Below are 26262 nucleotides of genomic sequence, written 5' to 3'. Positions count from 1 at the left end.
CTCACTCGCCCTCAAGAACCTTGTCCAGGAAGGCGTCCAGGTTCCGCACGGTACGAGCGATCCGCTCCTCCAGCGGCAGCGTCTCCTCATGCCGCCCCGCGAGCTGGGACCGCTTGCGTCCCCGGACGTAGAGGGAGCATGCGAGGTCGGCACACAGATACGTCCCGACGGTGTTCCCCTGCCGTCCCAGCGCCCCGGCCCGGCGCGCGGCGAGCAGGCTGACTCCGGACCCGGGATGCCCGGTCACACAGACCGAACACACCGTCGTCTTGGTGAAGCTCCGCCGCACACCCTGCGGCACCCGCAACGTCACCCCGATGATCCCGTCACCCCGCGGCGCCACCAGATAACTCCGGTCCGGCGCCCCCGGATCCCGCCACCCCAAGAAGTCCAGGTCATCCCATGGGAGTTCAGCGAGTCCCACGGGCAGATGAATCCTGCTCGCCTCACCCTTCGAGCAATTGACGAACGAGGCACGTATTGCTTTTTCACCTACGGGGTCCATGATCCAGGAAGCTAACAGCGCACCCGGAGCGGTGTCGCCCGGTTTTCACCGCCCTGCAAGGTCGAGAGCGCCACCCACCGACACTTCACCCGGCACCGGCACCGCACCGGACCACTGCCGTTCCCGCCCCGGTCGTCTTCCGGATGAGCCCGGCCCGGAGCCGGATACGCAACGAGCCGTGTCCGGCATGCACCCGGACACGGCTCGTTGTGCGGTCCATCCACGCAGGGGGTGGACCAGGCTGCGCTCAGCCCCAGGCCTGGGGGCCGGGGTTGTTGCGGCGGCGGACGGCGACCACGACGGCGATGATGATGCCGATGACGACGAGCACGCCGAGCCCGATACCACCGTAGAGCGTAAGCTTGTCGGCCATGCTCATGGGCGGATTCGGGTTCGGTCCATTCTTCACGCCGGCGGTGACGGGCGTCTTGGACGCCTTCCCCTTCGGCATGGGCAGGGGGCCCTGCGCGGGGCCTGCGGGGATGTCCTCATTGAGGGCGGCCTCGGGAACGATGTAGCCATACCCGTAATGATCATCGGGAAGCTTGAGGTGCTTCTTTTTCACGGAAGGGCTCAGACCGGCTGTCTTCACAAGGCGGTTGGCAATTTGCCCCGGCGTGAGGTTGGGGTATTTCTCGCGGAGCAGGGCGACTGTGGCGGAGACGTAGGCGGTGGCGACGGAAGTGCCTTCGGTCGTGCCATAGTGAGAATCGCTCTTGCCGCCAAGGACCGGGACGTCCACGCCGGGCGCAAGAAGGTCGACAGCGGAGTTGTGGTTACTCATCGACCAGACGTTCCCGTACTCATCGACGGCGCCGACTCCGATCGCACCGGGGCAAGCGGACGGCAGATTCTTCTCCGACTGCCCATCATTGCCGACACCCGCCACCACCACGACGCCCTTTTCCACCGCGTAATGGATGGATTCGCACATGTCCGGCGTATTCGGGTCGGCCAGGAATGACATGTTGATGACGTCGGCTCCGTGATCCACCGCATAGCGAGTTGCAGCCGGAACCGTCTTCTGCGCCGTCAAGGGCAAGATCTTCACCCCGGGTGACAGCCCCTTCATACCTGCAGAGCCACCGGGGCCATGCCCATGTCCGGCGATGAGGCCGGCCATGCCGGTACCGTGATCGCGAAGGTCTTCGCCCGGCTTCAAATACGGACCGCCGTCATCCTTTCCCGTCGGATTGGGGAAGTCCTTGCCCGGGAGAAACTGGCCCGTGAGGTCCTGATGGGTCTTGCGGAACGCCTTCTCAATGACGGCCACAGTGACACCCTTGCCGGTGCTCTTCTTCCAGATGTCCTGGGCACCGAAGGCGGTCAACGGCCACTGGGCGTCCCTGTTTTGATCCGCTACTGCCGAGCCGCCCGTGCCCAGAAACAGCGCTCCGGTCAGCGCAGCACCGATGGTCGCGCGCAGAGTTCGTGTGACCCTCATGCCTTGCTCCTCATTGCTTCCGTTCCGGGCGGATGGTGACCGCCGGACGAGGTGCTCCGTTACGCGGACGCACGGAGCACCCCTTCAAACGCCGACAGGGTCGTCGGCGTTCGCCGCCCTACTCGATGACTCGCGGCGCCACATTACGTTGCGGAGTCCACGTCTCTTCGTCCTCGATCAGGTAATCGGGGCGCTGACCGGTGGTGCGCTCCTTCTCCTTGCCGTTCCCCTTGGCTCCAGGGGCACCGGCCATGCCCTGGCCGGCCATCGCGCCCCCGCGGCTGCGGTGCAGCCCGGAGCCGCCCTGCTTGGCGCCACCCGTGGGTGCACCCGGCTTACCGACCATGCCGCCAGGGGTACGGGCCTGCGCACCGCTGCGCCCGGCAGCACCGCCGCGGCCGGCGCCGCCTCCGGCTCCGCCCCCCATTCCGCCGCCGGGCATTCCCGGACGCCCCGCTCCGGCTCCGCCGGGCATGCCCGCACGGCCCGCTCCGGCCCCACCAGGCATGCCCGTACGGCTCGCCCCGGACCGGCCACCCATGGCTCCGCCGCGGCTAGCGCCGCCGGGCCCCTTGGATCCGCCTCCCTTGCCAGGCATGACGGGCATCATTCCGCCGGGCATGCCGGTCGAACCGCCGCCACCCCCACCACCGCTGTGGCCACCACCGCCGGTGGAACCGCCGCCGGGGACATGCGGGTTGGCCGGCGTCAAGGTGCCGCCCTGCACACCATCGAGGTCCGTCCGCACGGGAGGAGACGACGGCTTGATGTTCACGCCACTCGGGTCGAACGGCGCGCTCGGGCCACTCGGCCCGTGCGGGGAGAGTTGGGACGGCTTGACGCGCGGGCCACCGGGAGTCGGCATATTGACGGGAGCCGGGCGCGCAGGCTCCCTCGGCTCGGTAGGCCAGTCATGGCCAGCTCCGGGCGGGGGGCCGAGACCACCGGAAACAGTCGGTTCGTTCGCCCGGTAATTGCTCGCCAACTCTTCCATGACGATGACCGCTTCGACCTGACGCTCTTTACTCAGGGAGAGATTGTCCCGGTTGAGCTCGAGCGCCATCTTGGCGTCCATCTTCGGGTTGGCCATGTCCTTATGGAACTGCTGGTCAGCGCCGTCTTTGCCATTGGTGTCGAAGAAGCCCTCGACCTTGCCGGCGTCCTCAATCTTCGACATGGTCTTCTTGGCTTCACGCAAGCTGTGCGCAATACCGCCCTGCGGCCCGGACCCGCGACCTCCGATGAGGGCAGTCTCAACGTTCCGCGCATGGCGATAGGTCAGGTCGATCTTCTTCAGGACCTTCTGCGCTTCTCGCCGGAAGGCATCCGCCGCGGCGCCGTGCCAGTGCGCCGAGGCATGGTCGACAGCGTCCATGAACGCCTTGCGGATCCCGCCGCTTCCGTCTTCACCTGCAAGCCGGTCAGCCGACGCTCGCCAGTGATCGCCCGCACTCTCAATGGCGTCCGGGTCGGAATTCTTGACCATCGCCCGGAGTGCGTCGAGTCCGTGGCCATGGAAGTTCGAGCTGGACTTCTCGACAGGCTTGTACGAACCGAAATCTTCTTTGATCTGCTCTTTTCGGTTCTTTTCGTTGATCTTCTTTTCGTACTCTTCGGTGCCGGATGTCGCGGGTGTGTCGGACATGGCCTCCCCCTGATCGTCAGTCTGGCGTTCGTTTTACTGCGGACTCAGCTGCCTTGGCGCATGGACGCCTTGGTCTCGTGCTCCTGGTCCTCGTACGCGCCACGGCTGCGCTCGGTCTTGTCTCCGAAATCCGTGATGAGTTCGGAGAGCGCAGTGATCACCTGAGTCATGTACGTCTGCATCTTGTCGTGCGACGCGGCAAGCTTTTCGGCTTCGTCGAAGCTGGAGCCGAACGCCGACTTCGGGATGGCCGTGCTGTACTTCACCTTCTGGCTGGGTTCGTCCATGTCGCCGCGAAGATGCTTGAGTTTGCGCACGACGCCGTCGAGCTCGTCGAGGTCGACCCTGAACTGCTCACCCACTGGTTTCACTCCCCCGTTGGCTCACCTCACAGGCCGACGAAGCCTGCGGTATGAGCAGCGTAAAGAATGCCAAGACTAGGGAGTTGGGGGCCCTCGCTGCAAGATCGAATGTCGGAATGTGTACGATTTAGTGCACGATGCGACCGAACTTTGTCGACGGGTTGTTACCGACGTAGCGCAACTCTTCCCGGGCCCGATCAGGCGCGCAGCGACGCGAGTTCGACCACCGTAACGTCCGGCGGTGCCCCCAGCCGTACCGGTGGTCCCCAGGTGCCTGCGCCGCGGGAGACGTAGAGCTGGGTGTCGCCGTAGCGTTCCAGGCCGGCGATGGTGGGGTTGGTGGCGTCGGCGATGTAGGTGAAGGGCCACATCTGGCCGCCGTGGGTGTGGCCGGAGAGCTGGAGGTCGACGCCGTAGCGGACGGAGTCGTGGATGGTGACCGGCTGGTGGGCCATCAGGACGACGGCGCGGGCGGGGTCGCGGTCGCTGAGGGCCTGGTCGTAGTCGGGGCCGGCGCTCTCGGTCTGGCCCGCGACGTCGTTGACGCCGGCGAGGTCGAAGCCGGGGAGTTCGGTGCGGGCGTTCTCCAGGGGGTGAATGCCCAATTCCCGTACGTGGTCGACCCATTGGTCGGCGCCGGAGTAATACTCGTGATTTCCGGTGACGAAATACGACCCGTACCGGGATTGCAGTTCACGCAATGGCTCGGCCGCCGGGGCGAGGTCGGCGACATTGCCGTCGACCAGGTCGCCGACGATGGCCACCAGGTCGGGGCGGGTGCGGTTGATGGTCTCGACGATGCGCCGGGTGTGGGCGCGGCCGAGGACCGGGCCGAGATGGATATCGCTGACGACGGCGATCCGGAAGCCGTGGGCGGCGCGCGGCAGTTTGGCCAGCGGGATCGTAACGCGCTTGACCACCGGTCCGCGGAGTGTCGTGGCGGTGCCGTATCCGACGGCGGCCGTGGCGGCGAGGGAGGCGCCGGCGGCGACCGCCCGGGCGAGGAAGAGGCGGCGCGGCGGGGTCGCGAGCGGCGGCAGGGCGGGGGTGCGGGGCGGGAGGAGCGTGGGGGCGGAGGAAGGGGATGGGGAAGGGGAAGGGGAAGGGGGCTGGGTGGGATGCGGGGCCGGGGAGGGATCGGGGGTGGGTTCCGGAGTCGGTGGTGGGGTCTGGGCGCGGGGCTTGTGCCCGTGATCGGTGGATGACGACGGGACCTGCTCCGTGCACTCGCGGGTGCGTACGGCTCGCAGGCATACCGCCCGGACCACTTCTCCTGCCAGCAGCGCCAGGGTGAGGTAGAGCACCAGGGCCAGCCAGAGATAGCCGGGCCAGGCCAGGGCCTGCTGGAGGGGGAAGGGGGCGCCGGCACGGCCGGACAGGAAGGCGGCGAGGGTGGTCAGGGGGAGGACGAAGGCGGCGACGGTGCCCGTGCGGCGGGGCCGGCTGCCTGGGGTGGTGGTGTCACGGACCAGCCGGCACCACAGGTAGCGGTGCACGCCGAAGAACAGTCCGAGGACCGGGACCACGATCAGGGCGAAGATCACGGCGGCTCTCCCCGTGCCCGTGGTTCAGGAGCCGGATGAGGAGGAAGCGGGTGGCTGAGGCGTGTGGTCCGCGGCCTCGCGGCGCAAGGCGCGTACGCCACGGAACCCGATCACCCCGATCGCCGTCCCCAAGAGAAAGGAAGTCACTGCGAGCAGCAGATGGACCCAGAAGTAGGCGGTCGGGTCACCCGCATCGTCGAAGGCGAGACCGCTCCCGTCCTTCCAGAGGTTTTTGACGAAAGTGATCCAGATGAACCAGCTCCACACCCCGAAGGCGAGCAGGAACCAGGACACGGGGCGAGAGAGCTTCATACCTCCCAGTATGGGCAGCGGCTCCATCCGGCGGTCGGCAGGGGCACTCTTCCGTGGGGTGCTGTCGGCGTCCCGGGCAAAGGCGGGTACGTTCACCGACGTGCCGACGACCTTCTGTGCTTCCACGGCTTCCTCCGACCCGACCGCCCCGAATGCTTCGGCCACGACCGGCAGTGCCGGGCGTGCGGCACGTCACGGCTTCCCCCTGCGCACCGTCGCCGCGCTGGCTTCCACCGGACTGCTGGCCACCCCGCTCCTGGCCGGCACCGCCCACGCCGACCCCAAGGAGCCCAAGGCTCCCAAGCCGCCGACGAAGATGTCGCAGATCGGCGGGGACCGGCTGGGGACGCCCGGCGTCCAGGTGGCCCTGAAGCCCGGCGCCCCGAAGCTGCCGGGCCCGGACACGCTGACGGCCCGTTCGTGGATCGTGTCCGACGCCGAGTCCGGCAAGGTGCTGGCCGCCAAGAACCCACACTGGCAGCTCGCACCGGCCAGCACGCTGAAGATGCTGTTCGCCGACACGGTGCTGCCGAAGTTCCCCAAGGACCAGAAGCACACGGTCAAGCCCGCCGACCTCGCGGGGATGGGTGCCGGCAGCAGCCTCGTCGGGATAAAGGAGAACCTGAGCTATACGGTCCGCGACCTGTGGCTGGGGGTCTTCCTGCGGTCCGGCAACGACGCGGTGCACACGCTGTCGGCGATGAACGGCGGGACCAAGGCCACCGTCGCGCAGATGCAGCGGCACGCGAAGGAGCTCAACGCCCAGGACACGCATGTCGTGACCCCGGACGGCTATGACGCGCCGGGCCAGGTCTCCAGCGCGTACGACCTGAGCCTGTTCGCCCGGTCGGGCCTGCAGAACCCCGACTTCCGCGAGTACTGCTCGACGGCCAGTGCGCAGTTCCCCGGCGACAAGGGCAAGGACGGCAAGCGGGCGACCTTCGGCATCCAGAACACCAACCGGCTGCTGAGCGGCGATTACGACATGAAGCCGTATCCGGGCATCGCGGGGGTGAAGAACGGCTCGACGACCAATGCGGGGTCGACCTTCACCGGTGTCGCCCAGCGCGGCGACCGCAAGCTCCTGGTCACGGTCATGAACCCGGAGAAGAAGGAGCACAACGAGGCCTACAGGGAGGCCGCCAAGCTGCTCGACTGGGGCTTCGCGGCGGCCGACAAGGTGGAGCCGGTCGGCCGGCTCGTCGGCCCCAGGAGCGAGGACGACGGCACCGGCGCCGTGGGCGCCAAGGGCGAGGGCAAGGGCGGGAAGCAGAGCACCCAGGCCGCGCTGGACAGCGCCGGCGGCAGGAGCGGCGCCTGGACGGCGGTGGGCCTCAGCGCCGCGGCGGTGGCGCTGCTCGCCGTCGCGGCGTTCGCCGTGCACCGCCGCTGGCCGCTGCCAGAGCTGGTACGGGGGCGCCGTTCCGGCAAGTGAACGGAGGCGGAGGGGAGATGGGCCCGGCGGGAGAGGGGCCGGGCAGGCAGGAGAGGGGCTGGGGCTAGGGCTGGGGCTACGCCGCCCTGGGGTGCTCCGGGCCTCCCCGCCTCTCCGGACCTTCCGGCCCGTCCGGCCCCTCCGGCTGCTCCCGCTCGTCCGGCCCCTCCGACCCGTCCGGCTGCTCCGACCCCTCCAGTCGCTCCGGCCGCTCCGGCCGCTCTGGCCCGTCAGGTCCCCCCGGTACCCCTGGTCCCCCCGGCACCTTGAGTTCGTCGTCCTCCCCGTGCCGCTCGCCGTCCGTGGCCGTCCACGAGGCGCAGTAGACCAGCAGCTTCGCGGTGAAGTTGATCCACAGCAGCAGGGCGATCGGGGTGCCGAAGGCGCCGTACATGCTGCGTGAGGCGACGCCCTGGAGATAGCCGCTGAGCAGCAGCTTCAGCAGTTCGAAGCCGATGGCGCCGAGGAGGCCGGCGACCACGACGGCACGGCGCGGCGGATGGACGCCGGGGAGCCTGGTCAGTATGTAGGCGAGCAGCAGGAAGTCCGCCAGGACGGCGATGACGAAACCGGCGACGGAGAGCAGGACGCTGCCGATACCGCCCTCCGGCAGACCGATCGCCTCGGCCGCCTTGCCCACCGCGGCGGACGCGAAGGTCGAACAGGCCAGGGAGAGCACGGCGACGCCGCCCACCCCGAGCAGCAGCGCACCGTCCCGGAGCTTGCCCAGGAAGAAGTTGGTCTCCTCGTCGGGCTTCTCCCATACGGCGCGCAGACAGTCGCGCAGCGATTCGACCCAGCCGATGCCGGTGAGCAGCAGCGCGGCACCGGCGACCAGACCGACGGTGGTGGCGTGGGCGACGAGTCCGGCGATGTCGAGCCGGTCCGAGAGGCCGGGGAGCTGCTCGGCGAGCTTGTTCTCCAGTGAGTGCAGCCGGGCGTCGCTGAGCAGTGCGGCGCCGATCGCGGCGGCGACGGTGAGCAGTGGGAAGAGCGCGACGAAGCTGGTGAAGGTGATCGCGGCGGCCAGCCTGGTCCAGTGCACCCGCAGCATGCGTTCGTAGGCGCGCCAGAGGTGTGTGGTCATCAGCCGGCTGACGGCCGGTCCGATCACCGGGAGTTTGCTCAACCAGTCCATGGCATTCCCCTCGTGCCCTGTCGACCGCCGGGCCGGGCAGGTGTGGCGGCCGGCGCTCCGGCTGATCCGGAACACTAGCGTCCGGGTACCCCGGAAACGCGCACACTCATACGTGCCGTACGGCCATCGCGGGCCGGGACGGGACGGGCAGGGCAGGATGCCGGGGCCGCGCGGCTCCCGGGCAGGGCTCCAACGGGCTCCAACGGGCGGCTGCCGCGCCGAGGGCGGGCGGCGGGCGTCAGCAGGACGGCAGCAAGCCTCAGCAGGACGGCGCCGGCGGGCGGGAGAGATCGGCGGCCTGGCGGGGGACGCCGGCCGACTGCGGTCCGAAGGGGTACTCCCGCGCCGGCCGCCACACCGCGTCCGCACCCTGCTCGTAGAGGGCGAAGCCGCCGATCGTCCAGGTCGCGGTGAAGTCCCGGAGTCCGGCCTGGGCGCGGTCCATGGCCTCTTCGGTGATGCCGTGGGCGATGGTCACATGCGGGTGGTACGGGAACTGCAGCTCGCGGGCGCAGGGGCCGGAGGCGGCGCGGATCCGGGCCTGGAGGGCGGTGCAGCCCGCCACCCCGTCGGTGACCTTGACGTAGACGACCGGGGAGAGCGGGCGGAAGGTGCCGGTGCCTTCCAGGCGGAGCGGGAAGGGGCGGCAGCCGGCGGCGACCTCGGCGAGGTGGCGCTCGATGGCGGGCAGCGCCTCGGTCCGTACCTCCGTCGGCGGGAGGAGGGTGATATGCGTGGGGATGCCGGGTGCGGCAGGGTCCCCGAAGCTCTCGCGCTTCCGCTGGAGGAAGCTGCCGTAAGGCTCCGGGACCGCGATCGAAACGCCCAGCGTTACGGTCCCCACTGCGTTCTCCCTCCTGACGTGTGTGCGGCGCGCTCGCGCACCCTCTTAGTGTGCCGGGTGCGCGCCCTTCTCGGGGAGCGTCCTCGGTCCTGTTGCAAGCGGACAAGGGGCCCACGGGCGGGGCCCCCTGGCTCGGCGGGGTCCGCGCGGCCGGCCGTGGCCCACCGCGCGGACGGCTGCCGTCAGTGCTTGGCCGGCAGGAATCCGAGCCGGTCATAGGTGGTGGCGAGGGTCTCGGCGGCCACCGCGCGGGCCTTCTCCGCACCCTTGGCCAGGATCGCGTCCAGCGTCTCGGGGTCGTCCAGATATTCCTGCGTACGGTCCCGGAACGGTGTGACGAAATCGACCATCACCTCGGCGAGGTCGGTCTTGAGAGCGCCGTACATCTTGCCCTCGTACTTCTGCTCCAGCTCCGGGATCGAGGTGCCGGTGAGGGTGGAGTAGATGGTGAGGAGGTTGGAGACACCGGGCTTGTTCTCGGCGTCGTAGCGGATCACCGTGTCGGTGTCCGTGACCGCGCTCTTGACCTTCTTCGCGGAGACCTTCGGCTCGTCGAGGAGGTTGATCAGGCCCTTGGGGCTGGCGGCCGACTTGCTCATCTTGGCCGAGGGGTCCTGGAGATCGTAGATCTTCGCCGTCTCCTTGAGGATGTACGGCGCCGGCATCGTGAAGGTGTCGCCGTAGCGGCTGTTGAAGCGCTCGGCGAGGTCGCGGGTCAGCTCGATGTGCTGGCGCTGGTCCTCACCAACCGGGACCTGGTGGGCCTGGTAGAGCAGGATGTCGGCGATCTGCAGGATCGGGTACGTGAACAGGCCGACGGAGGTGCGGTCGGCGCCCTGCTTGGCGGCCTTGTCCTTGAACTGGGTCATACGGGACGCCTCGCCGAAGCCGGTGAGGCAGTTCATGACCCAGCCGAGCTGGGCGTGCTCGGGCACATGGCTCTGGACGAAGAGCGTGCAGCGCTCCGGGTCGAGACCGGCGGCCAGCAGCTGGGCGGCCGCGATCCGGGTGTTGCTGCGCAGTTCCGCCGGGTCCTGCGGGACGGTGATCGCATGCAGGTCGACCACCATGTAGAAGGCGTCGTGGGACTCCTGCAGCGCCACCCACTGGCGTACCGCACCGAGGTAATTGCCGAGGTGGAAGGAGCCGGCGGTGGGCTGAATGCCGGAGAGCACACGCGGACGTTGCTGCATGGCGGAGCCATTCCCCTGGGGGTGGTGGTGGGCGACGGGCGGGCGATCGAGAGCCATGTCATTGATTGTCTCAGGTCGGGGAGAGGGCAACGGCGCGTGGTGGCGCGTGCGGCGACGGGCCCGGCGGGCCGTGGCGCGGCGGGCCCCTCCCGGCGGCGCGGCGGGCCCACCCGGCGGACCGCCGCCGTCTGCGCCTCGGCGGGCTGTTCGGGGCGGCCGGGACCTGGAATCGTGGGCCTGTTGCGGCCGCGCGACCGCCCCGGATCACCGCCACCCGATCTGTGAGGACCGCTGATGACCGACGGACAGCCGATCTCCGACGACGACCGCCGCACCGCCCCCGCGCCCCTCCCCCCGCCCGGAGCCACCTGCCCCGTGCGCCCCGGAGGCGGGCCGCCGCACCGGCTCGCCTCCGGCGGCGCCGGCCGGGCCGCGGCCGATGCGCTGCTGCGGGAGGCCGGGGCGGTGGTCCCCGTCCTGCTGCCCGGGGAGGTGCCGGCCGTCGCCGTCACCCACCATGCGGTGCTGCGCGAGGTCCTCGCGCACCCCGAAGTCGCCAAGAACGCCTGCCACTTCGCGGCGCTGCACGACGGCACCGTGCCGCCCGGCTGGCCGCTGACCACCTTCGCCACCGTCGACGGGATGACCACGGCCGACGGCGCGGACCACCGGCGGCTGCGCGGCCTGGTGACCAAGGTGTTCACCCCGCGGCGGGTGGCGGCCCTGCGGCCCCGGGTGGTGGAGCTGACGGCCGCGCTGCTGGACGGGCTGCCGGGCGCCGCCGCGGCCGACGGCACGGTGGATCTGCGCCGGCACTTCGCCTATCCGCTGCCGATGAGCGTGATCTGCGAACTGCTGGGCGTGGACGCCGCCTTGCGGGACCGGCTGCACGAGCTGTCGAACCTGATCGTGGGCACGACCGGCACGGCGGACGAGGTGCAGGCGGCCAACCGTGAGATCACCGCCGTCCTCGGGGAGGTCGCCGAGGCCCGGCGGGCGGACCCCGGGGACGATCTGACCAGCGCGCTGCTCGCCGCCCAGGAGGAGGACGGCGACCGGCTGAGCGCACGGGAGCTGGTCGGCACCCTGCTGCTGATGATCATCGCCGGGCATGAGACCACGCTCAATCTGATCACCAACGCGGTGCGGGCCCTGTGCACCGGCCGCGAGCAGCTGGAGCTGGTCCGGGCCGGGCGGGCGACCTGGGACGACGTGGTCGAGGAGACGCTGCGCCACGACAGCCCGGTCGCCCACTTCCCGTTCCGCTATCCGGTCCGGGACCTGGAGCTCGGCGGCACGGTCGTGCCGCGTGGCACCCCGATGCTGGCCTCCTACTCCGCGGCCGGCCGGGACCCGGAGGCGTACGGGGCCGACGCGGACCGGTTCGACGTCACCCGGCGGCCCGCCACCCGGCATCTCTCCTTCGGCCACGGACCGCACTACTGCCTGGGCGCGCCGCTGGCCCGGCTGGAGGCGACCGTCGCCCTGGAGGCGCTCTTCACCCGCTATCCGGCGCTGGACCTCGCCGTCCCGGACGCGGAGCTGCCGCCGCACCAGAGCTTCATCGGCAACAGCACCCATGTCCTGCCGGTCCGGCTCACCGGCTGATCACGGCCGGTGAGCGGTGTACCGGGGCGACGGGTGCCCCGGTACACCGCGAGCCTCAGGCCGTCGGCAGCCCCGGCGCCGGGTAGGCCGCCATCAGCTCGGCCACCTCCGTACGGATCACCGCCAGCGCCTCCTCGTCGCCCTTCGCCGCGGCCTGGACGCTGCGGTCGATCCACTCGGCGACCAGCGGCATCCGGTCCGTGCCCAGTCCGCGGGAGGTGAGGGACGGGGTGCCGATGCGGATGCCGGAGGGGTCGAAGGGCTTACGCGGGTCGAAGGGGACGGTGTTGTAGTTGACGACGATGCCGGCCCGGTCCAGCGCCTTCGCGGCGACCTTGCCCGGGACGTCCTTCGAGGTGAGGTCGATCAGCACCAGGTGGTTGTCGGTGCCGCCGGAGACCAGGTCGTAGCCGCGGGCCAGCAGCGCCTCGGCGAGCGCCTTGGCGTTGGCGACGACGGCGTGCGCGTAGTCACGGAAGGACGGGGCGGCCGCCTCGCGCAGCGCCACCGCGATGGCGGCGGTGGTGTGGTTGTGCGGGCCGCCCTGCAGACCGGGGAAAACGGCCTTGTCGACGGCCTTGGCGTGGCTCGCCCGGGACATCAGCATGGCGCCGCGCGGGCCGCGCAGGGTCTTGTGCGTGGTGGTCGAGATGACGTCCGCGTGCGGTACGGGCGACGGGTGGGCGCCGCCCGCGATCAGGCCGGCGATGTGCGCGATGTCCGCGACGAGTACGGCGTCGACCTCCCGTGCGATCTCGCCGAAGGCGGCGAAGTCGATGGTGCGGGGGACGGCGGTACCGCCACAGAAGATGATCTTCGGGCGTTCCTTGCGGGCGAGGTCGCGCACCTCGTCGAAGTCGATCAGCGCGCTGTCGGGGCGTACGCCGTACTGCACCCCGCGGAACCACGTACCGGTCGCCGAGACGCCCCAGCCGTGCGTGAGGTGCCCGCCCATCGGCAGCGCCATGCCGAGCACGGTGTCGCCGGGCTCGGCGAAGGCGAGGTAGGCGGCGAGGTTGGCGGGCGAGCCGGAGTACGGCTGGACGTTGGCGTGCTCCACGCCGAAGACGGCCTTGGCCCGCTCGACGGCCAGCGTCTCGACCCGGTCGATGTTCTGCTGGCCTTCGTAGTAGCGACGGCCCGCGTACCCCTCGCTGTACTTGTTCTGCAGGACGGTGCCGGTGGCTTCCAGGACGGCGGCGGAGACGTAGTTCTCGCTGGGGATCAGTCGCAGCGTGTCGGCCTGGAGCTGCTCCTCGGCGCCGACCAGTGCGGCCAGTTCGGGGTCGGCGGCGCTCAGCGCGGGATGCGAAAGGGGCTGTGCGGCATGGGGCTGTGAGACATGCGGCTGTGACATGGCGTCCTCCGGGGCGGTCGATCGGTGTTGCCGGTCGTGGTCCCGGGGTGCCCAGGCGGGGCGGCACCTCGTGATGGTTGCCGCGCACCGCTTCCTCGAGGTTGCTTCCCCGTACGCCAGTCGCAGTGCGCAACGCAGAGTCTAGGACACCCCCCGGGGCCCTGTCCGGCGGATCTTCGCAGGCCGGGCGGTCCGGGCGGGCGCAACAATGGAGAGGGACGCGGCAGTGCCCGCGCCCGCACGGCCTACCGAACGGAGTCACCGGTGACGTCCACGGAACGCGGCATCGCGGCCGCCGAAGCCCACAGCGCGCACAACTACCACCCGCTGCCCGTCGTCGTGGCCACCGCCGAGGGCGCCTGGGTGACGGACGTCGACGGCCGCCGCTACCTGGACATGCTCGCCGGGTACTCCGCACTGAACTTCGGGCACGGCAACCGCCGGCTGCTCGACGCGGCCACGGCACAGCTGGAGCGGGTCACACTCACCTCACGCGCCTTCCATCACGACCGGTTCGCCGACTTCTGCACCCAGCTGGCGGAGCTGTGCGGGATGGAGCTGGTGCTCCCGATGAACACCGGCGCCGAGGCGGTCGAGACGGCGGTGAAGACGGCCCGTAAATGGGGCTACAAGGTCAAGGGCGTCCCGGACGGCCGGGCGAAGATCATCGTCGCGGACAACAACTTCCACGGCCGGACGACCACCATCGTCTCCTTCTCCACCGACCCCGAGGCACGCGCCGACTTCGGCCCGTACACCCCCGGCTTCGAGATCGTCCCGTACGGCGATCTGCCCGCGCTGGAGGCCGCCGTCGACGCCGACACGGTCGCGGTGCTGCTGGAGCCGATCCAGGGCGAGGCGGGCGTGCTGGTGCCGCCGCCGGGCTACCTGGCGGGCGTACGGGAGCTGACCCGCAGCCGGAACGTGCTGTTCATCGCCGATGAGATCCAGTCGGGGCTGGGCCGCACCGGCCGGACCTTCGCCTGTGAGCACGAGGGCGTGGTGCCCGACATGTATGTGCTCGGCAAGGCGCTGGGCGGCGGGGTGGTGCCGGTCTCGGCGGTGGTCTCCTCCCGCGAGGTGCTGGGCGTCTTCGCCCCCGGCGAGCACGGCTCGACGTTCGGCGGGAACCCGCTCGCCTGCGCGGTGGCGCTGGAGGTCATGGCGATGCTGCGGACCGGTGAATTCCAGCAGCAGGCCGTGGAACTGGGCGAACATCTGCACAGCGAGCTGGGGCTGCTGGTGGGCGGCGGCGCGGTGGACGCGGTGCGCGGCCGCGGACTGTGGGCCGGTGTGGACATCAACCCGTCGCGCGGCACGGGACGGGAGATCTCCGAACAGCTGATGGCGCGCGGGGTGCTGGTCAAGGACACCCACGGCTCGACGATCCGGCTCGCGCCGCCGCTGGTCATCAGCAAGGAGGACCTGGACTGGGGGCTCGATCAGCTGCGGGGGGTGCTGGAGGGATGAGGCGGGGCGCGTGCCGTTCTCCTCAGGATGTCGGCTCCAGCAGGGGACGTTCGGCCCGGTGAACCTTCCGCGCCGGGCCCGCGTCTTCCCCCGCGACCGCCACCCTGTGCCCAGGAGAACAGACCATGGCCGACAAGGACGTTGAGCAGACCGACGAGCGGGGTCACCTCCCGGGGCCCTGGTGGGCGGACCTCGGGACGTGGGGCGCTGTCGCACTGATCGTCTTCGGCGGCCTCGCGGCGGCATGGGCCTTCTTCCGGCTGCCCGGCACCCCGGATGAGCCGGCGGTCGGCTACTACTGGGCCGCCAAGGTCATCGCCATCGGCCTGGTGATTGTGGGAAGCGCCCTGCTCGGCCGCCGTCGCACGCGACAGCCCTCAGGCGGAGAGTGAGGCCGGGGTGACGAGCCGGGCGCGTTCGTCGAGTTCGCGGGCTGCGGGGTTCTTGAGGTGGGGGCGGATGAGTTTGAACATTGTTTGCATGCGCTGATCTGCCCGCCCCGACTGCACCAGAGGGTAATCGTCCAGGGCGAGATGCCATGTCGCGCATGCTGCTTCGAGGTGGCCGATTTCCAGTTGCCGCTCGGCCAAGGTGGCGCGGTGGCGTACGCGAGCGCGACGGTAAACGCTGTAGCGCACCTTGTCCGATTCCTGCATGGCCTTGATGGAGCCGGGAACATCGCCGAGTTCGTACCGGACCTGGCTGGTGTGGTAATTCAGGGCTGCCGGATCGTATGAGCCGAACGCCTTCCCCCTTGACTCAGCCCTCTCCATGGCCACCTCGGCCTCTCGTAGATACATCAGCGCCTTGCTGTGGTCGCCGATTTGCGCGGAGGTGTGCGCCTGCTGCCCGGCAAGGAAGGCGCGCATTCGCGGGCCGGCTTGCGGAGACGCGGCAGCCGCAGCGTCAGCGAGCCGCATTGCCTGCCTGCCGTGCCGTAGGTCAACAGCCTGCACACTCATCCCCCGAAGCGTTGTGCAGTACGTCAAGTGATCCTCTGCCGCTCCGGCAAGTTCCAACGCCTTGAGGTAATACTGTTGCGCAAGGCCGTGAACGCCTTCGTCCACCGCCATGTACCCCGTGAGATAGCACAAGTCGGCAGCAGCCGACATCATCGCTTTGCGTACCGGCTCGGAGGCGTCAGCCCGTAGATACGGGGTGACTGTGTTCACCAAAAAAGCCGCTGCCATCGGACGGGCGTGGCGCCCGCCGAATTGGTCGTCCAGTTCTGACACTCGTTCGGTCATGGCAATGACCATGTCGACCTCCGGCATGCCAATGCGCCGGGGTCGACCACTTTGAACGGCTTCCATCCTGCCCACCACATCCGGCCAATTGGGCACCGTCAGCGCAACGGAAAAAAGCCCTATACCGAGAACGCCGCGGCGCGAGGGGTCCATATCTCCCCTACTGAGATCGATCAGCCCTTCAACCGTGCCCGGAGTGGCATCGGAGCTATTGGCCGGTGCGGGGAATCCCACCTCGGCATGCGTGACCGGACGTCCCAGCTTCCGTGCCAGGGCCTCCACGATCAGCGGTCTGACCTGCTCCTTCGGCAGGTGACCTCGGCACCACTGATGGGCCGACGGCTCGCGGTACTTGAGCGGGGTTCCCCGCTCGGTGCCGATGCGGTTCACGGTCTGGACGAACTGCCGCAGCGTCCAGCCGGTCTGCCGGTAAAGCCGTTCAAGGTGCCGGTTCGGTTCCCGAGTGCCCACTAGCCCTCAACTCCCCGGTGTGCACGAGCACTTAAAGCTCTTAAAAGCCGCTTCCAGTGCCACCGTACCGCTGGGCGTAGCGGAGCCGTTGCCCAGAGCGAGGAAGGCCCTCCTCGCAAGACAGGGAGGACCCCCGCGACCGTGGTGGACGGCCCGGGGGCGTGGCCCTCAACTACAAGGGAGTTGACGACATGCCCAACGCTGCAGCGAGGGTCTTCGTCCGGCTGCTGCCGTGGACCAGCCCGGACGGCAAACCGTGCTTCCTGGCAGGCGACGGGACCGGATATGTCTCCCGCATCGCCGACCAGGTGGAGGAGGAGCAGCTCAGTTCTGCCGGCGATCTCATCGACGAGGCCCGCCGAGTGCTTGCCGCACTGGCGTGGACGCCCGGGGAACTGCACCTGCTGGCCGTTGAACTGACCGCGGCCCTTGCCGATGTCCGCCGGGTGGCCAAGAGCCGGGGCGGGCGCTTGACCGCTCTCGGGCCGGCGTCGGTCCACACATAGAAGTTCGGCTGTACCCCTGACCGGGGAGCCCGAGCGGGCCCCCCGGCGGATTCAGCGGATCACATGCGGCAAGAACCGCGCGTACTCATCGGTGACCGGTCCCGCCGACTCCCGGATGCCGAGGCCCGCCGCCTCGTCCTCGACGACCCAGGCGCCGAGGACGACGCGGTTGCCGTCGAAGTCCGGGAGCGGGGCCAGCTCCTGGTAGCAGCAGGGGTCCTCGGGTCCCCGCAGCACCGGTTCGGCGCCCGGCTCGTGCAGGGTGACCCCGGCGCCCTCCCGGCCGAGCAGTGGCTTGGCGACGTAACCACGGGTGTGTGCCAGCTCGCGCGGCCCGTCGAGGTAGGCGGGCAGCAGATTCGGATGCCCCGGATACAGCTCCCACAGGATCGCCAGCAGCGCCTTGTTGGAGAGCAGCATCTTCCAGGCGGGCTCGATCCAGAGGGTGGAGCCGGTGCCGCCGCCGTTGTCGAGGGTGTCCAGGACGTACGGGCCGAAGTCGTCGGTGGCCAGCCACTCCCACGGGTAGAGCTTGAAACAGGCCCGCATGAAGCGCAGCCGCTGATCGACGAAGCGGCCCGACAGCCGGTCCCAGCCGATGTCCTCCATCGAGATGGCGACCGTCTCCAGGCCCGCCTGCTGCGCCGTCTCCTCCAGATAGGCGACGGTCATCAGATCCTCGCCGAGCTCGTCGCCCGCCGAGTGCGCGAAGTGCAGCGGTGCGCCGGGCGGCAGCAGCGGGGCCTGCCGCTTCCAGGCCGCCACCAGCCGCTCGTGCAGCGAGTTCCACTGGTCGGCGCCGGGAAAGCGCTCCTCCATCCAGAACCACTGCGGGCTGGCGGCCTCGACCAGCGAGGTCGGCGTATCGGCGTTGTACTCCAGCATCTTGGCCGGGCCGGTGCCGTCGTAGTGCAGATCGAACCGCCCGTAGAGGGAGGGGAGTTCGTCACGGCGGCGCCAGGATTCGGCGATCAGCTTGGCCAGCCGCGGGTCCTCGATGCCGAGGTCGGCGAAGCGGTCCTTGTCGACGATGTGCGCGGCCGCGGCCAGGCACATGCCGTGCAGCTCCTCGACGACCTCCTCCAGGGCCTCGACCTCGGGGAGGGTGAAGGAGTAGTACGCGCTCTCGTCCCAGTACGGGCGCAGCGAGTCGTCCGGGTAGCGGGTCAGCGGGTAGATCAGGCCCTGCGCCTCGACGGTCTGCTGCCAGCCGGGGCGCGGGTCGATGGTGTGGCGTTCCATACCGTGCCGCGTCCGCTCAGCCGCCGGAGGAGCCGTGCCGACCGCCCGAGCCCGAGCAGCCGAAGCCGCCGCGGTTGACGGCCGTGCTCTTGCTGAAGGTGCCGTTGTCGGCGTATTTGCCGCCGGAGTTGTCCGGGGCGTAGTACCACTGGCCGTCGACGGACTTGCCGCGGCCGCTCTTTCCGTATCCCCCGCTGCTGGAACCACTGCTGGAACCGCTGCTTCCGGAGGATGAACTGCCGCTTGCCGAACAGTTCTTGGAGTCGACGATGCGATAGCCGTTGAGCGTGTCGTAGCTGTTGCGGTCGACGCAGCGCTTGTCGGGCTCGGAGCCGCAGGACGTCAGGGCGGCGGCGAGCGCACCCATGCTTCCCAGGATGACCGTGCTAGACCGCAGCCGCCGGCGTGCATTTTCCGCCATGTCGTGCCTTCCCCCGTGAACATTTGTCTGAGCACGGACAGCCTAAAGGGCACCCGTGGGCCGGTTGCAACACGGGGCGGCCCGCTCTCCGGCGGTGCCTCGGACATCCACGACGGTCCCGGACGAAGGCCGTGGCCGGAAGCGCCGTGGCCGGAAGACAACAGTCGGGCGCCGGACCGCCCTCGGATGAGGGTGGCCCGGCGCGAGGGGCAGGAAAGGGCGTGTCAGGCGCCGACGACGGTCTGGGTGTCGGTGTCGGACGAGCCGGTGAAGTTGGTGTCACCGCCGTAGACGGCCGTGACGGTGTAGATCCCCGCCGTGGCAAGCGGCGAGCTCGCGGCGGCGACACCGTCGCCGTCGACCGTGCCGGTCAGGGTCACGGTGGTCACCCCGTCGGTGACGGTGAAGGTGACCGTGCCGGTCGGGTCGCCGCTGCCGGGCGCCACCGGCTGCACGAAGGCCAGGAAGGCCACCGTGTCACCGGCGTTGGACGGGTCGGGGAACGAGGTGACGGTCGTGGTGGTCGCGCTCTGGCTGACCGTGTGGATGTCGGTGCCGGTGGAACCGGTGAAGTTGGCGTCACCGCTGTAGATGGCGAAGACGTTGTGCGGGCCGGCTTCGAGGGTGCTGGTGGTGATGGTGGCCACGCCCCCGGAGACGGTGGCGGTCTGCGTTCCGCCTCCCGCACCGTCGATGGTGAAGGTGACCGTGCCGGTCACCGTGCCGGAACCGGGCGACACCGGCGCGACCGCCGCCGTGATGGTGACCGTCTCCCCGAACACCGACGGGTCCGGAGCCGACGTCACCGTGGTGGTCGTCGCCGCCTGGGTCACCGTGTGGGTGTCCATGCCGCTGGAACCGAGGAAGTTGGTGTCACCGCTGTAGGTGGCCGTGACCGGGGAGGTCCCCACCCCCACCGCACTGGTCGTGGCGGTTGCCGTGCCACCGGACAGGGTGGCGGTCAGCGTCGGGCCGCCGGTGATGACGAAGGTCACCGTCCCGGTCGGGGTACCCGTGGCCGGCGCGACCGGAGCGACGACGGCCGTGAAGGTGACCGTCTCCCCGAACACCGACGGATCCGGAGCCGACGTCACCGTGGTGGTCGTCGCCCCCTGGGTCACGGTATGGGTGTCCGCACCGGTGGATCCGAGGAAGTTGGCGTCGCCGCCGTAGGTCGCGGTGACCGTGTAAGCCCCGGCGGTCACCAGCCCGCTGGTGGTGACACTGGTGGTGCCCCCGCTCAGCGTGCCGGTCAGGGTCACCGTGGTGACCCCGTCGGTGGCCACGAAGAGCACCGTCCCGGACGGCGTGCCCGCGCCCGGTGCGACCGGCGTCACCGTCGCCGTGAAGGTCACCGGCGCACCGGCCCCGGACGGGTCCGGAGCCGTGGTGACAGCGGTCGTGGTCGCCGCCTGGACCACGGTCTGGGTGTCCGTGCCGGTGGAAGCGGTGAAGTTTCCGTCGCCGCTGTAGGTCGCCGTGACGTTGTAAGTGCCCGCGGTGACCAGCCCGTTGGTGCTCACGCTGGTGGTACCGCCGCTGAGCGTGCCGGTGAGAGCCACCGTGGTCACACCGTCCGTCGCCACGAACGTCACCGTGCCCGTGGGCGTACCCGCACCCGGCGCAACCGGCGAAACCGTGGCCGTGAACGTCACCGTCTCACCCACCACCGACGGATCCGGCGTCGAAGCGACCGTAGTGGTCGTCGAGGCCTGACCCACTGTCTGCGTGTCCGTACCGACCGAGCCGGTGAAGTTCGCGTCGCCGCTGTAGGTCGCCGTGACGTTGTAAGTGCCCGCGGTGACCAGCCCGTTGGTGCTCACGCTGGTGGTACCGCCACTGAGCGTGCCGGTGAGAGCCACCGTGGTCACACCGTCGGTCGCCACGAACGTCACCGTGCCCGTGGGCGTACCCGCACCCGGCGCAACCGGCGAAACCGTGGCCGTGAACGTCACCGTCTCACCCACCACCGACGGATCCGGCGAGGACGAAACCGCAGTGGTCGTCGACGCCTGGTTGACGGTCTGGGTGTCCGTACCGACCGAGCCGGTGAAGTTCGCGTCACCGCTGTAGGTCGCCGTGACGTTGTAAGTGCCCGCGGTGACCAGCCCGTTGGTGCTCACGCTGGTGGTACCGCCACTGAGCGTGCCGGTGAGAGCCACCGTGGTCACACCGTCCGTCGCCACGAACGTCACCGTGCCCGTGGGCGTACCCGCACCCGGCGCAACCGGCGAAACCGTGGCCGAGAAGGTCACCGTCTCACCCACCACCGACGGATCCGGCGTCGAAGCGACCGTAGTGGTCGTCGAGGCCTGACCCACTGTCTGGGTGTCCGTACCGACCGAACCGGTGAAGCTTCCGTCACCGCTGTAGGTCGCCGTGACGACGTACGCGCCCGCGGTCACCAGACCGCTGGTGGTCACGCTGGTCGTACCGCCGCTGAGCGTGCCGGTCAGCGTCACCGTGGTCACGCCATTGGTGGCTACGAACGTCACCGTGCCGGTCGGGGTACCTGCCCCCGGCGCGACCGGCGACACGGTGGCCGAGAAGGTCACCGGCGCTCCCACCACAGACGGATCGGGCGACGAAGTGACCGCAGTGGTCGTCGACGCCAAGTTCACCGTGTGGGTGTCCGTACCGCTGGAACCGGTGAAGTTCGCGTCACCGCTGTAGGTCGCGGTCACGGTGTGCGTGCCGACGCTCAACGCATTCGTCGTGACGCTCGCCGTCCCACCGGACAGCGTGCCGGTCAGGGTCGGACCGCCGGTAATGACGAAGGTGACCGTCCCGGTCGGGGTGCCCGCGCCCGGTGCGACCGGCGCGACGACGGCCGTGAACGTCACCGTCTCACCGAACACCGACGGATCCGGCGACGAAGTGACCGTCGTGGTCGTCAATGCCTGACCCACCGTCTGGGTGTCCGTACCGACCGAACCGGCGAAGCTTCCGTCACCGCTGTACGTCGCCGTCACCGTGTACGCGCCCGCGGTCACCAGACCGCTGGTGGTCACGCTGGTCGTACCACCGCTGAGCGTGCCCGTGAGGGTCACCGTGGTCACGCCATTGGTGGCAACGAACGTCACCGTGCCGGTCGGGGTACCTGCCCCCGGCGCGACCGGCGACACGGTGGCCGAGAAGGTCACCGGCTCTCCCACCACGGACGGATCGGGCGACGAAGTGACCGCAGTGGTCGTCGACGCCAAGTTCACCGTGTGGGTGTCCGTGCCGGACGACGACGTGAAGTTCGCGTCACCGCTGTACGTCGCTGTGACCGTGTGCGTGCCGACGCTCAACGCGTTGGTGCTGACACTCGCGGTACCGCCCGAAAGCGTCCCGGTGAGCGTGGGACCACCAGTGATCACGAAGGTGACCGTCCCGGTCGGGGTGCCCGCGCCCGGTGCGACCGGCGCGACGACGGCCGTGAACGTCACCGTCTCACCGAACACCGACGGGTCGGGGGCCGAGGTGACCGTCGTGGTCGTCGAGGCCTGACCCACCGTCTGAGTGTCCGTACCGACCGACGAGGTGAAGCCGGCGTCACCGCTGTAGGTCGCCGTGACGATGTACGCGCCCGCGGTCACCAGACCGCTGGTGGTCACGCTGGTCGTACCGCCACTGAGCGTGCCGGTCAGCGTCACCGTGGTCACGCCATTGGTGGCAACGAACGTCACCGTCCCGGTCGGGGTACCCGCACCCGGCGCAATCGGCGCGACCGTGGCCGTGAAGGTCACCGGCTCGCCGACCACGGACGGGTCCGGCGACGAAGTGACCGTCGTGGTCGTCAACGCCTGGATCACCGTTTGGGTGTCCGTGCCGGACGACGACGTGAAGTTGGCGTCACCGCTGTAGGTCGCGGTCACGGTGTGCGTGCCGACGCTCAGCGCATTCGTGCTGACGCTCGCCGTCCCACCGGAGAGCGTGCCGGTCAGGGTCGGACCGCCGGTAATGACGAAGGTGACCGTCCCGGTCGGCGTACCCGCACCCGGTGCGACCGGCGCGACGACGGCCGTGAACGTCACCGTCTCACCGAACACCGACGGGTCGGGGGCCGAGGTGACCGTCGTGGTCGTCGAAGCCTGACCCACCGTCTGGGTGTCCGTACCGACCGAACCGGCGAAGTTCGCATCACCGCTGTAGGTCGCCGTCACGGTGTACACGCCCGCGGTTACCAGCCCACTGGTGGTCACGCTGGTCGTACCGCCGCTGAGCGTGCCGGTCAGTGTCACCGTGGTCACACCGTCCGTCGCCACGAACGTCACCGTGCCCGTGGGCGTCCCCGCACCCGGCGCAACCGGCGCGACCGTGGCCGTGAAGGTCACCGGCTCGCCGACCACGGACGGGTCCGGCGACGAAGTGACCGTCGTGGTCGTCGAGGCCTGGTTCACCGTCTGGGTGTCCGTACCGACGGAACCGCTGAAGTTGGCGTCACCGCTGTAGGTCGCGGTCACCGTGTGCGTACCGGCGCCCAGCGCACTGGTGCTGACGCTCGTTGTCCCCCCGGACAGCGTCCCGGTGAGTGTCGGGCCGCCCGAGATGACAAAGGTGACCGTGCCCGTGGGCGTACCCGCGCCCGGCGCGACCGGCGCCACCGTGGCCGTGAAGGTCACCGTCTGGCCGACCACCGACGGGTCCGGCGACGAGGTGACCGTGGTCGTCGTCGACGCCTGGTTGACCGTCTGGGTGTCCGTACCGACCGACGACGCGAAGTTCCCGTCGCCGCTGTAGGTCGCGGTGACCGTGTGCGTACCGACGCCGAGCGCGCTGGTGCTGACGCTCGCCACCCCTCCGGACAGTGTCCCGGTCAGCGTCGGACCACCGGAGATGACGAAGGTGACGGTCCCGGTCGGTGTACCCGCACCCGGCGCGACCGGCGCCACCGTGGCCGTGAACGTCACCGTCTGACCAACCACCGACGGGTCCGGCGACGAGGTGACCGTGGTCGTCGTCGCGGCCTGGAGGACGGTCTGGGTGTCGGTGTCACTGGAGCCGGTGTAGTTCGCGTCCCCGCTGTAGGTCGCGGTGACGGTGTAAGTGCCCGCCGTGACCAGTCCGTTGGTGCTGACGGTCGCGACGCCGGCGCCGTCGAGGGTGCCGCTGAGGGTCACCGTGGTGACCCCGTTGGTGATGACGAAGCTGACGGTTCCGGTCGGGACGCCGCCACCGGGGAACACCGGCCCCACGAAGGCGGTGAAGTTGACCGTTTGCCCCACCACGGAGGGGTCGGGGAACGAGGTGACCGTGGTGGTGGTCGACGCCTGGTTGACGGTCTGGGTGTCCGTACCGACCGACGACGCGAAGTTCGCGTCACCGCTGTAGGTCGCCGTGACGGTGTGCGTACCGACGCCCAGGGCGCTGGTACTGACGCTCGCCGTCCCCCCGGAGAGCGTGCCGGTCAAGGTCGGGCCACCGGAGATGACGAAGGTGACGGTCCCGGTCGGTGTACCCGCACCCGGCGCGACCGGCGCCACCGTCGCCGTGAACGTCACCGTCTGACCAACCACCGACGGGTCCGGCGACGAGGTGACCGTGGTCGTCGTCGACGCCTGCCCCACCGTGTGGGTGTCCGTGCCGACCGACGACGTGAAGTTGGCGTCACCGCTGTACGTCGCGGTGACCGTGTGCGTACCGGCGCCGAGCGCGCTGGTGCTGACGCTCGCCACCCCTCCGGACAGTGTCCCGGTCAGCGTCGGGCCGCCGGAGATGACGAAGGTGACCGTGCCGGTCGGCGTACCCGCACCCGGCGGCACCGGCGCGACCGTCGCCGTGAACGTCACCGTCTGACCGACCACCGAGGGGTCCGGCGCCGAGGTGACCGTGGTGGTCGTCGACGCCTGCCCCACCGTGTGACTGTCGGTGCCGACGGAGGGGTTGAAGTTGCCGCTGCCGCTGTAGGTCGCGGTGACCGCATGCGTACCGGGGGACAGGGCGCTGGTGGTGACGCTCGCCGTACCGCCGGAGAGCGTGGCGGTCAGCGTCGGACCGCCCGTGATGACAAAGGTGACCGTGCCGGTCGGGGTACCCGCACCCGGCGCCACCGGCGCGACCGTGGCCGTGAACGTCACCGGCTGGCCGACTGCCGACGGGTCGGGCGCCGAGGTGACCGTGGTGGTCGTCGAGGCCTTGTTGACCGTCTGGGTGTCCGTACCGCTCGACGACGCGAAACTGCCGCTGCCGCTGTAGGTCGCGGTCACGGTGTGGGGGCCCACGCTGAGACTGCTGGTGGTGACGCTCGCCGTACCGCCCGAGAGCGTCGCGGTCAGCGTCGGGCCGCCGCTGATGACGAAGGTCACCGTGCCGGTCGGGGTGCCCGAACCGGGCGGGACGGGGGCGACGGTGGCCGTGAAGGTCACCGGCTGCCCGAAGACCGACGGGTCGGGGGACGAGGTGACCGTGGTGGTCGTCGGCGTCAGGACCTGCTGCACCGTCTGCGTATCGGTGCCGGACGACGCGTTGAATTGCGCATTGCCGTTGTACGTGGCCGTGATGAGGTGCGTGCCCGGAGTGAGAGTGCTGATGGTGACGGTCGCCGTACCGCCGGAGAGTGGTGCGGTCAGCGTGCCGCCCCCGCCGCCGGCGATGACGAAGGTCACCGTGCCGGTCGGGGTGCCCGCGCCGGGCGCGACCGGTGTGACGGTGGCGGTGATGGAGACCGTCTGCCCGAAGTTCGACGGGTCCGGCGACGAGGTGACCACGGTGGTGGTCGACGCCTTGACCACCGTGATGGACCCGAAGCCGCTGGACGGCGAGAACTGGGGGCTGCCGTTGTAGTTCGCGGTGAAAGTATGAAAGCCGATGGGGATACTGCTCGTGGTGACGGTCGCGACGCCACCGATGAGCGGAGCGGTCAGTGTGGGCCCGCCGGCGACGACGAAGGTCACGGTTCCGGTGGGTGTTCCCAGGCCCAGCGGGATGACGGTGGCGGTCAAGGTGACCGGCTGCCCGAAGACAGCTGGATTTGGCGCTGCGGACGTCAAAGTAAAGGTGGGTGCCATGCTATGGCCCTCCGATTGCGGGATGTTGGCGGGCCGTTCAGCTCCCCGCGGAGCTTGTGTTTCTGCGGGAAGTGGGCATCAACCTGGGCGCAGGTTCGGTAATGACAGCCGACGGGATTCGCATCTGCATACCAATGTCCTCCGCCAGGTAGGCAACCCGCCGGTCGATAGCATCAGTAGGCGCGCCGATCATGCCGCCACGCCATAGGCGTCACACCCATTTACCCTGAATGGCGCAGCGCGAAGTGGCGCTCACGACGCGGCGGGGCGCGCGCCACCGGGCGTAGATGTGACAGACGTCAGCACTGGTGACGCGCGGTCAGTACGGGACGCCATCGTGAGCGGTCGCGGCACCACCCTCAACGCCGTTGCACAACCGCGCAGTTGAGCGCGAGGCAGGACGCGAGCGGGGGCGCACGGCGGGCAGCGGCCATTTCATTGAATTTGCCCCCGCAACGCATCCTCGAAGCCTGACGAACGCCCCGAACACTCCCCCTTTTTCACCTCAACCAGCCGTCACAGCAAG

The 26262-nt window shown here is 69.8% G+C and carries 19 protein-coding genes and 1 riboswitch; of the genes, 5 read left to right on the top strand and 14 right to left on the bottom strand.

What is annotated here, in order from left to right; genetic code table 11:
- Window position 1 precedes the first annotated feature (1 nt).
- The 6 genes from NUT86_RS25660 to NUT86_RS25635 all read right to left on the bottom strand — a co-directional run bounded on the left by NUT86_RS25660 (window position 2) and on the right by NUT86_RS25635 (window position 5812).
- The gene (locus NUT86_RS25660; protein ID WP_159486541.1) at window positions 2–505 is read right to left on the bottom strand and encodes an FBP domain-containing protein; all 504 of its coding nucleotides are present in this window, start codon (window positions 503–505) and stop codon (window positions 2–4) included.
- 247 nt (window positions 506–752) lie between these two features.
- On the bottom strand, window positions 753–1949 hold the full coding sequence (locus NUT86_RS25655; protein ID WP_274737774.1) for a S8 family peptidase: 1197 nt from the start codon (window positions 1947–1949) through the stop codon (window positions 753–755).
- Window positions 1950–2067: 118 nt separating this feature from the next.
- Window positions 2068–3594, bottom strand: coding sequence for a WXG100 family type VII secretion target (locus tag NUT86_RS25650; RefSeq protein ID WP_274737772.1), 1527 nt, complete (start codon window positions 3592–3594; stop codon window positions 2068–2070).
- Window positions 3595–3638: 44 nt separating this feature from the next.
- Window positions 3639–3956, bottom strand: a complete 318-nt coding sequence (locus tag NUT86_RS25645; RefSeq protein ID WP_109892193.1) for a hypothetical protein — start codon at window positions 3954–3956, stop codon at window positions 3639–3641.
- Between the two features lie 197 nt (window positions 3957–4153).
- Window positions 4154–5500: a metallophosphoesterase gene (locus tag NUT86_RS25640; RefSeq protein WP_266438878.1), complete on the bottom strand. Its 1347-nt coding sequence runs from the start codon at window positions 5498–5500 to the stop codon at window positions 4154–4156.
- A gap of 24 nt (window positions 5501–5524) precedes the next feature.
- Window positions 5525–5812, bottom strand: coding sequence for an SCO4848 family membrane protein (locus tag NUT86_RS25635; RefSeq protein WP_018089140.1), 288 nt, complete (start codon window positions 5810–5812; stop codon window positions 5525–5527).
- A 10-nt stretch (window positions 5813–5822) separates the two neighbouring features.
- Here NUT86_RS25635 and NUT86_RS25630 point away from each other — a divergent pair, with 10 nt between their 5' ends.
- Entirely contained in the window at window positions 5823–7247 is a 1425-nt protein-coding gene (locus NUT86_RS25630; protein ID WP_274737769.1) for a D-alanyl-D-alanine carboxypeptidase family protein, read from the top strand.
- Window positions 7248–7323: 76 nt separating this feature from the next.
- Here NUT86_RS25630 and NUT86_RS25625 read toward each other — a convergent pair whose 3' ends face one another.
- From NUT86_RS25625 to trpS, 3 genes are all read right to left on the bottom strand, one after another.
- Window positions 7324–8385, bottom strand: a complete 1062-nt coding sequence (locus NUT86_RS25625) for a YihY/virulence factor BrkB family protein (RefSeq protein ID WP_274737767.1) — start codon at window positions 8383–8385, stop codon at window positions 7324–7326.
- A 259-nt stretch (window positions 8386–8644) separates the two neighbouring features.
- Complete coding sequence (locus NUT86_RS25620) at window positions 8645–9229, bottom strand: 2'-5' RNA ligase family protein (protein ID WP_018089137.1); 585 nt, start codon at window positions 9227–9229, stop codon at window positions 8645–8647.
- Between the two features lie 182 nt (window positions 9230–9411).
- Complete coding sequence (gene trpS / locus NUT86_RS25615) at window positions 9412–10422, bottom strand: tryptophan--tRNA ligase (RefSeq protein ID WP_109892187.1); 1011 nt, start codon at window positions 10420–10422, stop codon at window positions 9412–9414.
- Between the two features lie 294 nt (window positions 10423–10716).
- Here trpS and NUT86_RS25610 point away from each other — a divergent pair, with 294 nt between their 5' ends.
- Window positions 10717–12030, top strand: a complete 1314-nt coding sequence (locus NUT86_RS25610; protein ID WP_274737765.1) for a cytochrome P450 family protein — start codon at window positions 10717–10719, stop codon at window positions 12028–12030.
- A gap of 55 nt (window positions 12031–12085) precedes the next feature.
- Here NUT86_RS25610 and NUT86_RS25605 read toward each other — a convergent pair whose 3' ends face one another.
- Window positions 12086–13387 (bottom strand): serine hydroxymethyltransferase, encoded by a 1302-nt coding sequence (locus NUT86_RS25605; RefSeq protein WP_274737763.1) that lies wholly within the window; start codon window positions 13385–13387, stop codon window positions 12086–12088.
- A 42-nt stretch (window positions 13388–13429) separates the two neighbouring features.
- A riboswitch (ZMP/ZTP riboswitch) is annotated at window positions 13430–13521 on the bottom strand.
- A 130-nt stretch (window positions 13522–13651) separates the two neighbouring features.
- On the opposite strand from NUT86_RS25605, the gene rocD reads away from it, so the two are divergent.
- Window positions 13652–14857 (top strand): ornithine--oxo-acid transaminase, encoded by a 1206-nt coding sequence (gene rocD, locus NUT86_RS25600; RefSeq protein WP_109892185.1) that lies wholly within the window; start codon window positions 13652–13654, stop codon window positions 14855–14857.
- Between the two features lie 125 nt (window positions 14858–14982).
- Window positions 14983–15249 carry a hypothetical protein gene (locus NUT86_RS25595; RefSeq protein WP_159486557.1) on the top strand — a complete coding sequence of 89 codons (267 nt, stop codon included), beginning with the start codon at window positions 14983–14985 and terminating at the stop codon, window positions 15247–15249.
- On the opposite strand, the gene NUT86_RS25590 is transcribed toward NUT86_RS25595, so the two are convergent.
- A complete protein-coding gene (locus tag NUT86_RS25590) occupies window positions 15235–16575 on the bottom strand; it encodes a tetratricopeptide repeat protein (RefSeq protein ID WP_159486559.1) in 1341 nt (446 codons plus the stop codon). The genes NUT86_RS25595 and NUT86_RS25590 overlap by 15 nt on opposite strands.
- Window positions 16576–16766: 191 nt before the next feature.
- On the opposite strand from NUT86_RS25590, the gene NUT86_RS25585 reads away from it, so the two are divergent.
- Window positions 16767–17081, top strand: a complete 315-nt coding sequence (locus NUT86_RS25585; RefSeq protein WP_229838008.1) for a hypothetical protein — start codon at window positions 16767–16769, stop codon at window positions 17079–17081.
- 51 nt (window positions 17082–17132) lie between these two features.
- Here the strand turns inward: NUT86_RS25585 and NUT86_RS25580 are convergent, their stop codons facing one another.
- The 3 genes from NUT86_RS25580 to NUT86_RS25570 all read right to left on the bottom strand — a co-directional run bounded on the left by NUT86_RS25580 (window position 17133) and on the right by NUT86_RS25570 (window position 25736).
- Window positions 17133–18323, bottom strand: a complete 1191-nt coding sequence (locus NUT86_RS25580) for a glutathionylspermidine synthase family protein (protein WP_018089129.1) — start codon at window positions 18321–18323, stop codon at window positions 17133–17135.
- A gap of 16 nt (window positions 18324–18339) precedes the next feature.
- Window positions 18340–18744, bottom strand: a complete 405-nt coding sequence (locus tag NUT86_RS25575) for a hypothetical protein (RefSeq protein ID WP_266438848.1) — start codon at window positions 18742–18744, stop codon at window positions 18340–18342.
- Window positions 18745–18968: 224 nt separating this feature from the next.
- Window positions 18969–25736 (bottom strand): Ig-like domain-containing protein, encoded by a 6768-nt coding sequence (locus tag NUT86_RS25570; protein WP_274737757.1) that lies wholly within the window; start codon window positions 25734–25736, stop codon window positions 18969–18971.
- Window positions 25737–26262: the final 526 nt, after the last annotated feature.

Origin of the sequence: Streptomyces sp. G7(2002) (genome assembly GCF_028870195.1) — a bacterium.
Taxonomy (GTDB): domain Bacteria; phylum Actinomycetota; class Actinomycetes; order Streptomycetales; family Streptomycetaceae; genus Streptomyces; species Streptomyces nigrescens.
The sequence above is the reverse complement of the archived record's forward strand: the minus strand, read 5'-3'. Positions and strand labels throughout refer to the sequence as shown.